Below are 12,207 nucleotides of genomic sequence, written 5' to 3' on the forward strand. Positions count from 1 at the left end.
AAACCCCTTTATCTAAAACCATAAATATGAAAACAGTAATTACAAGCTTACTTCTATTAATTTTAAGTATTTCAATACACGCGCAAAAATTGGAAGGTTCTTATAGCGGAGAGTTGGCAGTTCAAGGAATGCAATTGGAGCTTATTTTTAATATTAGCCCGACGGAAGACGGCTATACCGCCACTTTAGATGTTCCCGCCCAGGGCGCTTCAGGAATCGAAATGGATTCGGTAATTTTGCAAAACGATTCGTTGACGATCAAGTCGGCAAAAATGAAAATGACATTTACCGGAAAAGTGGCCGGTGATAATATTGAAGGAAATTATGAGCAAATGGGGCAAAATTTGCCTTTAAATTTAAAGAAAACTGTGAAGAAAAGACCAGGAAATATTACATTACCATCTAGCGAAGAAGAATTAAAAAAACTTGCAGCTCAAGAAACGGGAGATTATAAATATTCTGTAGAAGACTATTTTCAAACTCCGCAAACTTATGGGTTTCAGCTGTCTCCCGACGGGAATCATATCGCATATATGAAGCGTAGAGATTCCGGAGAACGCGATTTGTATATAATGGATACGGAAACAAAAGAAGAAAGCCTCTTAAAAAAGCAGGAAGAGGATTTGATTCGAGGTTTCGACTGGGCTAACAACAATCGTATTCTATATGTACAAGATAAAGGAGGCGATGAAAATTATCACGTGTACGGTGTAGATCTTAATGGTGAAAATGATAAAGAACTTACGCCTTTTGATGGTGTTCGTGTCAGTATTTTAGAATCTTTAAAAGAAGATAAAGACCATGTTATTGTGCAGATGAATAAAGATAATCTGAAACAAGAAGAGCCTTATCTTTTAAATATTAATACAGGTGAAGTAACTAAGTTATATACTGTTAAAGAAGGAGAGCCGCCGGTAGCTGGTTACGATTTTGATCGTAAAGGTAATTTGAGAGCTATCAGCCATATTGTTGATGGAGTGAATACTGAAGTATCATATAAGATCGACGGAGAATTCAAACAAGTAAAATTAACCGAATTTGGAGATAATTTTGGGATTTATTCTTTTAACCCAAATTCAGACAATCCAGATGAAGCCTATGTAGTTTCTAATCTTGAAGGTGATAAAACAGAAATTCAACTTTATGATTTAAAAAAGAATAAGAAGATTAAAACGGTCTTTAGCAATGACACATTCGATGTTTCCGGCATGTCTCTTTCTAGAAAACGAAATTATGAAATCGACTATTTTTCGTATACCGGAGAGAAAACAAAAATAATTCCGGTGAGTGATACCTATAAAAAAATCTATAATCGATTAGAGAAAGAATTTGGTGAAAAGCAATTTTTTACGGTAGGTAGAACCGATGATGAATCGAAATATATGATTGCCGTAACTAGTGACAAGATTGTAGGAGAATACTATTTGTACGATGTAGAAAAAGATACTGTAAGCTTATTGTATAAGTTATTGCCACATCTTAAAGCTGAAGATATGGCCAGTATGAAGCCGATTACTTTCAAAAGTAGAGACGGGCTAACTTTACATGGTTATATCACTTTGCCTCATAATTATGAGGAAGGTAAACGTGTTCCTTTAGTTGTAAATCCGCATGGTGGTCCACAAGGAATTCGCGATAGCTGGGGCTTTAATCCGGAAGCACAATTATTTGCCAGTAGAGGCTATGCCACTTTGCACGTAAACTTTAGAATTTCTGGAGGTTATGGGAAAGAATTTCTGAAAGCAGGTTTTGGTGAAATTGGTCGAAAAGCCATGGACGATGTTGAAGATGGAGTAGATTATGTAATCGAACAAGGTTATGTAGATAAAGACCGTGTTGCTATTTACGGAGGCAGCCATGGTGGATATGCTGTACTACGTGGAATGACAAAAACTCCGGGAAAATATGCTTGTGGAGTAGATTATGTAGGGGTAAGTAACCTGAATACTTTTATGGAAACTATTCCGCCTTACTGGGAAAAATATCGTGAGTTGTTATATAAGATATGGTATAATCCAGGAATCCCTGAAGAAAAGGTAATTATGGATGAAATTTCTCCGGCATTACATGTCGATAAAATTAAAAATCCGCTATTTGTCGTTCAAGGTGCTAACGATCCGAGAGTGAATATTAATGAAGCCGACCAGATTGTAGAAACCCTTCGATCTAAAGGTGTAGAAGTGCCTTATATGGTAAAATACGACGAAGGTCACGGTTTTGCTAAAGAAGAGAATCGATTAGATTTATATAGAGCAATGATGGGCTTTTTCGCTGAACACTTGAAGAATTAAAGTTTAGAATTTAGATCGCTTCGCTATTAGAAGTTAGATATGAGTAGAAATTAAAAGCCTCACAAATTTACTGTGAGGCTTTTTTGTAAGATAAAATACTATAAGCTAATAGCCGAATGAATCATTTAATAAGTTATGCTTCTCCATTCCATTCCGCATAAAACTGGTTTAAAAACTGCTCCATAAATTCATGGCGTTTTTGTGCAATTTTAGCACCTGTTTCGGTATTCATTCGATCTTTGAGCAATAATAATTTTTCGTAAAAATGATTGATTGTAGGTGTATTAGAGGCTTTATATTCTTCTTTGGTTATATTTAGTTTTGGTTCGATTTCAGGATCGTAAAGCGCTCTATTTTTAAAGCCACCATAATTAAAAGTCCTGGCAATACCAATGGCACCAAGTGCATCTAAACGATCGGCATCCTGAACGATATCCAGTTCTGCAGAATGAAATTGTTGCTCCGTATTTCCGCCTTTAAAGGAGATATTTTGAATAATTTTTACCACATGTTCGATAACATCTGGAGAAACATGCTGAGATTCTAAAAATTCAGTAGCTATTTTTGGCCCGATGGTCTCATCTCCGTTATGAAATTTAGAATCGGCAATATCGTGAAGTAAGGCTCCCAGCTGAACAATAAAATTATCGGCGTCTTCGGTTTGGGAAATAAGCTTTGCATTGTTCAACACTCGATGAATATGAAACCAATCATGACCACCTTCGGCATTTATAAGTGTTTCCTTTACAAATGCGATAGTATTATCAATTACTAATTCTTTTTCGGTCATATTTTATCTAATGTCAGCAATAATAGTACGTTCTACAAGGGCCACCAGGCTTTCCGGGTCGGTAGAATCTATTTCGATAGGTTGGTGCACTTTCATTTTTAATTGTACGCCAATGGATAAAGGGAAACTACCATCTTTTAATAGTTTCCAGCAATTATTTATGGTGATGGGTACTATTAATGCATTTGGCATTTGCTTAAAAAGCATTTGCATTCCGCTAGCTGCAAATTTCTTTGGTTGACCATCACGACTTCTCGTTCCTTCCGGGAAAATAACAGCAGATCGATTAGTTTCCTTTAAATACTTGGCAAATTTCGCCATTTTTAATAGGCTTTCTCGTCTATTTTTACGGTCGATAAGTACAGAACCACCATGTCTTAAGTTGAAAGAAATACTAGGAATACCTTTTCCTAATTCTTTTTTACTAACAAATTTTGGATGGTGTTTTCTTAAATACCAGATTATAGGAGGAATATCGTAAACACCCTGATGGTTAGAAACAAAAATACAAGGTCTATCTGTTGGAATTGTATGTGGGTTATCTACAAATATTCGAGTTCCCAGCAAGTTGAGACATCGTAATAAGAAGAAATTAAAAATATCGACACTTTTTTTATGAGCTTCATAACCTCCTAATTTTAAACAAATCCATTGGATCGGATGAAATAATAAGAGATTGAAAAAAAAGAAAATATAAAAGATAATCGTTAACGGATATGAAAGTAGTTTCTTCATTGTTCAATTTAAAAACTACAAAAATAAGTTTTTACTGCGAATGAACCGAAGTTTTCTTACTCGATCATCTTAGCAAATTTACTATCTAGGCAACCGGTAATAAATTGAGGATTTTCTGTTGAGTAGTTTGATGGGATACTGAACTCCTTATTATATTCTGCTTCAAGCTGGGTATACTCTTTAATTTTTTACTTTAAAAAGTCAACATCTATAGAATTAATAAAAACTACGATTCTATTTGATGGACAAGTTTTTCTTTCTTATGGTAAATAATCACAATCATAATTGCAGTTTCTTGTTCTGGGAAGCTTTTCGATAGCATTAAATTGATTTTGTAATTTCATTTCAAATTCAGCTTCAGCTTTTTTTTCAGACAAATCATAATCCTTACAAGCAACTAAGCTAAAAATCGGTCCTAATGGGAATATCTTTCTCATATAAATCTAAGACTCAGTGAATAGCCGATGGTTGCGTAAAAGAAAGCATAAAAAAACCGACATTTTTGATGTCGGTTTTCAATATTTTAAGCTGATTATTGCTTAGCAAAACTCATCATAAGCACTAGTAAGGTTCTCTGCAATCATTTCAGCAGGACGGCCTTCAATATGGTGACGCTCTAACATATGTACTAATTCACCATCTTTAAATAAAGCCATTGATGGAGATGAAGGTGGGAATGGTACCATAAAGCCACGAGCTAAATCGGTAGCTTCACGATCTACACCTGCAAAAACAGTATATAAATTATCTGGAGTTTTTTCGTTTTTTAAAGACATTTTGGCACCAGGTCGCGCATTAGCTGCAGCACATCCGCATACAGAATTCACAACTACTAAGGTAGTTCCTTCTTTTTTCATTGCCGCTTCAACATCTTCTACGGTATGTAATTCTTCAAAACCGATGCTGGTTAAGTCTTCTCGCATTGGTTTCACTAAATCTGCTGGATACATATATTGTAATTTATTAGTTTTAGACTCATTTTCTAAATGACAAAGATATTAAATTAAGTTTAGCTGAGTGAAAGTCAGTTTCCTTAACTCAATATTTAGGTATAGTGGTCGCATAAATTTCAACCACCTTACAAGAAAGCATTTAGTTTTGTAAATACTATATTTGCATAAAACAAGATGATTTATGATAAAGTGGCTTTTAGCTGTTTTGGGATATATGTATTTGCGCTTTCCAGGAGCAATTCTAGGTTTCATTATCGGTACGTTATTAGATAATTGGAACCGTAGTAGTGGCGGAATTTTAAAATCGATGGGCGGGAAGCAACAATCCTCAGTTTCTCCGGGAGATTTTGAATTAAATTTACTCTCCTTATCAGCATTAGTAATTAAAGCTGACGGTAAAGTATCTCAATCCGAACTTGATTACGTACGTTCCTATTTTGTAAGAGCCTACGGAAAAGAGCGTGCTAATGCTACATTTAGGACATTTAACGAAATTCGAAAAAATCACGAATTATCAGCTCCAAGAATTTCGCAATATCTAGTAAGCCGAACGCAATATCCAACTCGTTTACAAATCACACATTTTTTATTCGGAATTGCCCAAGCCGATGGTTCGGTTAGCGCATCTGAAGCTAATATGATTCAGCAAATTGCCAGTTACTTACGGATTGGAACAAAAGATTTCGAGAGTATAAAGGCCATGTTCTTTAAGCAGTCTCCCGATAATGCCTATAAAATACTTGAAATCGATAAATCTGCTTCCGATTCCGAAGTAAAAAAAGCCTATCGAAAAATGGTGAAAAAATACCATCCCGATAAGCTAGAACATATGGATGAAGCCTATAAAAAAGGCGCTCGAGAGAAATTTGATAAAGTACAAGAAGCTTACGAAACCATTCAGAAAGAACGCGGCTTCTAAGGCTCATTGAGCCATTTCTAATTGATGTAGCACATTTTCGAGGAATTAAATTTTGGGCGTTGCCTACGGCCGGGCTTTACGCTACAATCTTTTGCTCGTACCTCACAAAAGGATTTTCACTGCAATCCCTAACGCGAATTAATTTTCGATAGCTACGCAACCATTTAGTTTTTTAGGTATCTATTTGTAAAATAGGTATTTATGAAAGTAGCTTTACGGTTTTTAGTTTTAGTTGTGTTCCTGGTAGGTTGTGCAGGTGACGATGATGGGGAAATTGAATGTTCTCTAGAAAAAAATGTATTACTAGATTCTTATTATTCCCCGCAATTTTATTTACGACTGGTAGATGCTTCGGGGGAAAATCTTCTTGAAAACGAAAGTATTGATTCAGAGACTATTAAGGTGGAATCAGATTTTGGGAATTACGGGTTTGTTTATATACCCGAAATTGAAAATGTAGAACCTAATTCTATAGATAGTGAAGTTCAATATTCTCTGGGAGTATTTATGCCAACCAATATGGAAACTTTTAAATATCAAATTAGTGCTGAGGGATTTGAAACGGTTGAGGTAGTTATTCAGGCAGAACAAATAAAAGAACCTTGTTATTCTTATGTTATTCCAGTAGGAGCATCGGTAAATGGTGAAGCTCTAGAGCAGATGGAGGTTTCTGAAACTGAGCTGCTTGTTATTTTACCTTTAGCAACCCAATAATTGCAGACACTTAGCTTAATGGATGCTAATCAACTCCAACATTTTATCAATCGTTAAATATTCAAATTGCCGATTTTGGACCCTAAATTCTTCATCCAAAATCAATATTGCCGGTAAACTGAATGCTTTATTTTTCCGACTGGCTAATAGTAGCGGAATTTGATGAGTGCCATTTCGCATGCTTTTTGCTTGTTGATTGTAGAATTTTTGACCTTCAAATGAGATGGTGTCGGTACTTTCCGCATTCATTTTCACTGCGTAGAAATCTGTGTTTAGTTTTTCAATAATTTCAGTATTTTTAAAAGTATTTCTATCCATTTTTTTGCAGTACACACACCAATCTGCGTAAAAGTAGAGGAACGTTTTCTTCGGTTTTACGCTGAGGGAATCTTCTAATTTTTCAAAAGTTAACCAGTTTATTGCTTCATTTTTTTGTCCAAAGCTGAGCGAAGGAAAGATGAAAATTAGAGTCAATATTTGGAGGTTTTTTATCATATTTTTGATTTTAAGTTTATAGCTTTTGCGGTCATTATTGCCAATAAGTTTTGCTTCTTTTCTTTTTTGCATTGACAAAAAAAGAAACAAAAAAGTCTAGGCTTACGAATTTTGCTCTAAATTGTTTGTTCGGCAGCTAAATTTTAGGAACTCGCTGCTCTCATTTCCAATTTTACGACCAATTTTCGATAGGCCAGTCTGAATAGTGTTCAATCCAGTATTTAACATTCAAAAACATGTTTCCAGATTTTTGATTCTATATTCTATGCTCTAACAGCGAAGCGATCTCAATTCTATAGATTATGTAGGTTTCCAAACTTAATTCCGAAGTAAAATGTACGGGGTTGCGACGGGCCATAAATATAGTCGGAATCTCGAGTAGGCCCTTTATCAAAATCATCTTGATATTCATTAAATATATTCTGAACGCCACCATAAATATTCATCTGGAAAGTATCGGTAATATCGATATGATGCGTAACTTTCAGATTAATATCGTAAAAATAATCGCTTTTGTTAAGCTTTAGAAAACCTGAATTACTAACCACATGCGGCACCGTAATCGATCCGGTGTAAGTTCCGGTGATATCAAAACTTGTTTCTTCGAAAACGGAAAAATTGGTATTTAAATAACCATATATATTGGGGTTACGAACAAATTCAGAAATGATAATATCATTTTCGTTAGGGTTATTTGCATCAGCTTCAAATAAAATTTGGTCTTTTTTATATTTGGAATTCTGGATAGTTCCGCCCATTTGAAAGCTCAATTTTGACGAGGGTGAAACCCCAATTTCAATATTAGCTCCGCTTACATAAGCGCCGTTACCATTTCTTACTTCTTCTAAAATAGAACCATTAGGCAAACTCGCACCGGTGCTTATTGTGGTAAATGGATTTTCAAGATTGGTATAAAAACCTTCTAACAAGAAATTGGTTTGAAGTTTATTATAATTTTTGGAATAATTTATCGAAGCAGTGTAAGCATTAGAGTATTCGGTTTTTAAGTTATTCGATAAAATAACAAATTGCGGTTCGCCACCAACCGAGGAAATATGCATATCCTCATTAAATGCCTGCGGAGACCTAAAACCACGAGCATAACCGCCTCTAAGCTGTAAATTTTCGGAGGCTTTGTATCGTAAAGTTAATCGTGGACTTAAAACAGCTTGATCGATTTCTGAATTTCGATTGATATCTTGAATAGTGTATTTTCCATCTACATTTATATAGTCTAACCGACCGCCGATAAGAGCCGTAAATTTTTCAGAAGGTTTCCATTCGTATTGTGCAAAAGTTCCAATAGCATTTACTTTTTGATCGATATATCTGTTATATCCGGGAATGTTATCTTCAGTATTGCTGAGGTTATATTCAGTTCCAACCGTTAAAATATCATTACTATTTTTAAAATTACGAGTAAATTGTCCGCCAACTAATAATGCCAAATCTTTAGTATTTCCGTAGGCATTAGCAGCACTAATAGAATCTTGCCAGGTACGCCCGCCACCAAGGCCGCCATAAAAACTTCTCCGATCAGTATGTTGTGCAGAAGTGTATATCGAAAAATTATTGCTGGCATCTTCGTTGTGAAAATCGTAAGTAATTCCGCCAATTACAGTGTTATGATCTAATTCTTCAGTGATATCAGTAAGATGTGGTGCTAAATCTAATTGATTTCCGCCACGGCGATATTCTTCTAGAGCGGTAACATCTAAAGTTAATTTACTTTTTTCGTTCGGTTTTAAGAATGCTTTTGCTCCTAAGCTTGTATTGGTAAGTTCGGTTATTTCCGTAAATCCATCATCATTAGCATCGTAACTATCCCGATCGCGTTTCATCCCGAAAACTGTAATACCACTGGTTAAATCTTCACTAACTACAGAGGCGTTTACACTTAAGGTTCGGTCTGGAGTTTTACCATCTATTAAACCCAAACTTGATGAAATCTGCCATGAATTTAAAACCGGATCTTTAGTGATAATATTTACGGTACCCGCAATAGCATTGGACCCGTACAAAGCAGAACCACCGCTTCTAACCACTTCTATACGATTTAAAATAGAAGTTGGGATTTGCTCTAACCCATAAACGCTGTTTAATGCTGAAAATACGGCTCGACTATTAATTAAAACCTGAGTATAACTTCCATCAAGGCCATTTAATCGAACTTGAGTAAATCCGCAGTTCTGGCAATTGGTTTCTACTCGAACTCCGGGTTGAAAATTTAAACTTTCAGCAACTGAGATAGATTGTGTTGCATTGAATAATTTCGGACTTAATACATTTACAATTACGGGAGCTTCTTTTATGTTTACTCTGTTTCTTGTGGCACTCACAACAATTTGATCCAAGCCTAATTGATCTTCACCAAGCTGAATATATAATTTTTCATTTTTGTAATTTTCGGTATCAATTTTAATGATTCTGGTTTTATAACCAATAGCCTGGATTTTAAGATTATATTTTCCTTTGGCTAGATTTATGCTAAAAGTACCGTTTTGATCGGCAGAAGTCCCTTTGGTTTTTCCTATTACGGAGATATTAGCAAAAGCTACAGTTTTTCCTTCACAGGAGATGTCTCCAATAATGTTAAATTCTTGTTGCGCGTTTGCAATTATTGGAAAGATAAAAATTAAAACTTTAATAATCTTCATATTATATATTTAATTAGCTTTGCTTAATATTATTTTTAGACAAATCTAAAAATTTGTTTTAATTAAAAAAAATGTATTTTTGTTTAGAATTAAATTTGAGATGACACTTTCAGAAGAAAATTATTTAAAATCGATTTATCATTTAGAGAAAAGATATAGCAGTGGCGTAAGTACCAATGCACTTGCAGAGGAGATGGAGACTAAAGCTTCATCGGTTACCGATATGATTAAAAAGCTTTCCGATAAAAACCTTGTAAATTATAAAAAATATCAAGGTGTAAAGTTGAGTGAAAAAGGAAATGCAATAGCTATCCAAATTATTAGGAAACATCGATTATGGGAATATTTTTTGGTAGAAAAGCTTGACTTTAATTGGGATGAAGTGCATGAAATTGCTGAACAATTAGAGCATATAAAGTCTGATGAATTAATTTCCAAACTGGATAAGTTTTTAGAATATCCAAAGCGAGATCCGCATGGCGATCCTATTCCAGATGCTAATGGAAATTTTATAAATCTGAATAAAAAGATACTTTCTGATTTTGAAGAAGGGGAGCAAGGTGTTTGTGTGGGAGTTAGGGATTCTTCTTCAGAATTTCTTCAGTATTTAGATCGGAATAAAATTAAACTAGGCAAAACCATTAAAATTATTGAAAAAGAACAATTTGATGGTTCTATGGTTTTACAGATGAATAATAAAGAAATTACTATATCTAAAGTTGCAGCTAATAATATTTATTTAAAAATTATTTCTTTTGAGTAAAGATAACCAACGCCAATCGTTAGGAGAAGTACACAATTCCGTGAATACTTCCGGTAAGAAATCTAAATGGAAGAAAATTTTAGCTTTTTTAGGTCCTGCCTATTTAATTAGCGTAGGGTATATGGATCCAGGGAATTGGGCAACCGATTTAGCAGGAGGGAGTAAATTTGGTTATTCGTTATTATGGGTATTACTAATGTCTAATATAATGGCATTGCTTTTACAAAGTTTATGCACGCGTTTAGGTGTAGTTCGTGGCGTAGATTTGGCACAAGCTTCTCGGGAGGAATATCCACCTTTTGTAAATTTTGTACTTTATATTTTTGCTGAAATTGCTATTGCTGCTTGCGATCTTGCAGAAGTAGTGGGAATGGCAATCGGGCTTCAGCTGCTATTTGGACTTCCATTGCTTTGGGGCGTTTCTATAACTGTTTTTGATAGTTTTTTACTATTGTTTTTACTAAATAAGGGGATGAGAAAGATGGAAGCTTTTATTATAGCTTTAATAGCAATAATTGGTTTATCTTTCTTTTTAGAAATGGTTATGGCAAAACCTGATTTGCCAGGAGTTATTTCAGGATTAGTACCATCTGTACCTACAAATGGAGGTTTATATATAGCTATAGGAATTATAGGAGCAACGGTAATGCCTCATAACCTTTATTTGCATTCCTCACTTGTACAAACGAGAACTATAAAGAGAAACAAAAAAGGAATTCGCCAAGCTTTAAAATACAACTTAATAGATTCTACAATAGCTCTGAATTTGGCGTTTTTTGTAAATGCGGCAATATTAATATTAGCAGCTTCTGTTTTTTTTAAAAATGGAATGTATGAAGTAGCCGAAATCCAGGATGCGCATAAATTATTGGAACCTTTATTAGGATCTTCATTAGCTCCTATTCTTTTTGCTTTAGCTTTAATTGCAGCCGGACAGAGTTCTACGCTTACTGGAACATTAGCCGGACAAATTGTAATGGAAGGCTATTTAAATTTACGAATTCAGCCTTGGGTTCGTCGTTTAATAACAAGGCTATTAGCTATTGTACCCGCATTTCTTACTATTATTTATTTTGGAGAACGCTCTACTGGTAATTTATTGGTTTTGAGCCAAGTAGTGCTTAGTTTACAATTAGGGTTTGCTATAATTCCACTTATCCATTTTGTAAGCGATAAGAAAAAAATGAGAGGATTTCATATAAAATGGCATACAGTAATTGCTTCTTGGGTTGTTAGTATTGTAATTGTTGTGTTGAATGTGAAATTGGTAATTGATGAGCTTCAGCAATGGATTCAACATTCAGATAGTTCTATTTACATTTGGGCAATTGTCATTCCAATAGTAATTGCAACCGGCTTTTTGTTATTATTTATTACATTCTGGCCTTTTTTCAAAAGAGAGCTTGGTAAGCGATGGATTAAAAATCATGCACCACATAAAACACCAAGTATTATCTCAAAAATTACAGATAAATCCTATAAAAATATTGCGATAGCATTAGATTTTTCTTCATCAGATGAGAAAAGTATTAATAGAGCATTGCAATTAGGAGGTAAAGATTGTAATTATACATTAATACATTGTGTAGAGACTCCAGGAGCCTTTATTTATGGAAAAGATATTCAAGATTACGAAACGGATAAGGACACTGAGTTTTTAAATCTTTATAAATCACAGTTAGAAGAATTAGGTTATAAGGTATCTGTTATACTTAATTTTGGAAATCCTAGGAAAGAAATTCCAAAGGCAATTAATGATGAAGAGCAGCGCTATGATTTGCTGGTTTTAGGAAGACATGGACATACTTTTTTTAAAGATATTTTATTAGGAACTACTGTAGATGCTGTTAGGCATAGAATAGATATTCCTGTTTTTATTACATAAATAAT

Annotated in this window: 11 protein-coding genes; 5 read left to right on the forward strand and 6 right to left on the reverse strand. The window is 34.4% G+C overall.

Translation table 11 applies throughout. The features are described from left to right. The first annotated feature begins 26 nt into the window (after positions 1–26). A complete protein-coding gene (locus ACN0WI_RS00765; RefSeq protein WP_417884695.1) occupies positions 27–2,291 on the forward strand; it encodes a S9 family peptidase in 2,265 nt (754 codons plus the stop codon). Positions 2,292–2,424: 133 nt separating this feature from the next. On the opposite strand, the gene ACN0WI_RS00770 is transcribed toward ACN0WI_RS00765, so the two are convergent. The 4 genes from ACN0WI_RS00770 to ACN0WI_RS00785 form a co-directional block, all read right to left on the reverse strand. After that, on the reverse strand, positions 2,425–3,081 hold the full coding sequence (locus ACN0WI_RS00770) for an HD domain-containing protein (protein ID WP_417884696.1): 657 nt from the start codon (positions 3,079–3,081) through the stop codon (positions 2,425–2,427). Between the two features lie 3 nt (positions 3,082–3,084). Then, the gene (locus tag ACN0WI_RS00775) at positions 3,085–3,816 is read right to left on the reverse strand and encodes a lysophospholipid acyltransferase family protein (RefSeq protein ID WP_417884697.1); all 732 of its coding nucleotides are present in this window, start codon (positions 3,814–3,816) and stop codon (positions 3,085–3,087) included. 260 nt (positions 3,817–4,076) lie between these two features. Next, positions 4,077–4,253, reverse strand: coding sequence for a hypothetical protein (locus tag ACN0WI_RS00780; protein WP_417884698.1), 177 nt, complete (start codon positions 4,251–4,253; stop codon positions 4,077–4,079). A gap of 102 nt (positions 4,254–4,355) precedes the next feature. Beyond that, the gene (locus ACN0WI_RS00785) at positions 4,356–4,766 is read right to left on the reverse strand and encodes a BrxA/BrxB family bacilliredoxin (RefSeq protein WP_417884699.1); all 411 of its coding nucleotides are present in this window, start codon (positions 4,764–4,766) and stop codon (positions 4,356–4,358) included. Between the two features lie 184 nt (positions 4,767–4,950). Between ACN0WI_RS00785 and ACN0WI_RS00790 the strand changes: the two genes are divergently transcribed. Continuing rightward, on the forward strand, positions 4,951–5,688 hold the full coding sequence (locus tag ACN0WI_RS00790; RefSeq protein ID WP_417884700.1) for a TerB family tellurite resistance protein: 738 nt from the start codon (positions 4,951–4,953) through the stop codon (positions 5,686–5,688). 201 nt (positions 5,689–5,889) lie between these two features. Then, the gene (locus ACN0WI_RS00795) at positions 5,890–6,402 is read left to right on the forward strand and encodes a hypothetical protein (protein WP_417884701.1); all 513 of its coding nucleotides are present in this window, start codon (positions 5,890–5,892) and stop codon (positions 6,400–6,402) included. Between the two features lie 15 nt (positions 6,403–6,417). On the opposite strand, the gene ACN0WI_RS00800 is transcribed toward ACN0WI_RS00795, so the two are convergent. Both ACN0WI_RS00800 and ACN0WI_RS00805 read right to left on the reverse strand, forming a co-directional pair. Beyond that, entirely contained in the window at positions 6,418–6,969 is a 552-nt protein-coding gene (locus ACN0WI_RS00800) for a thioredoxin family protein (RefSeq protein WP_417884702.1), read from the reverse strand. Positions 6,970–7,190: 221 nt separating this feature from the next. Beyond that, positions 7,191–9,554, reverse strand: coding sequence for a TonB-dependent receptor (locus ACN0WI_RS00805; RefSeq protein ID WP_417884703.1), 2,364 nt, complete (start codon positions 9,552–9,554; stop codon positions 7,191–7,193). A 100-nt stretch (positions 9,555–9,654) separates the two neighbouring features. Here ACN0WI_RS00805 and ACN0WI_RS00810 point away from each other — a divergent pair, with 100 nt between their 5' ends. Both ACN0WI_RS00810 and ACN0WI_RS00815 read left to right on the forward strand, forming a co-directional pair. After that, the gene (locus tag ACN0WI_RS00810) at positions 9,655–10,317 is read left to right on the forward strand and encodes a metal-dependent transcriptional regulator (RefSeq protein WP_417885091.1); all 663 of its coding nucleotides are present in this window, start codon (positions 9,655–9,657) and stop codon (positions 10,315–10,317) included. Then, positions 10,310–12,202: an Nramp family divalent metal transporter gene (locus tag ACN0WI_RS00815; RefSeq protein ID WP_417884704.1), complete on the forward strand. Its 1,893-nt coding sequence runs from the start codon at positions 10,310–10,312 to the stop codon at positions 12,200–12,202. Before ACN0WI_RS00810 ends, ACN0WI_RS00815 begins: the two co-directional genes overlap by 8 nt. The last annotated feature ends 5 nt before the right edge of the window (positions 12,203–12,207 follow it).

Origin of the sequence: Zunongwangia sp. (assembly GCF_048269745.1) — a bacterium.
GTDB lineage: Bacteria > Bacteroidota > Bacteroidia > Flavobacteriales > Flavobacteriaceae > Zunongwangia.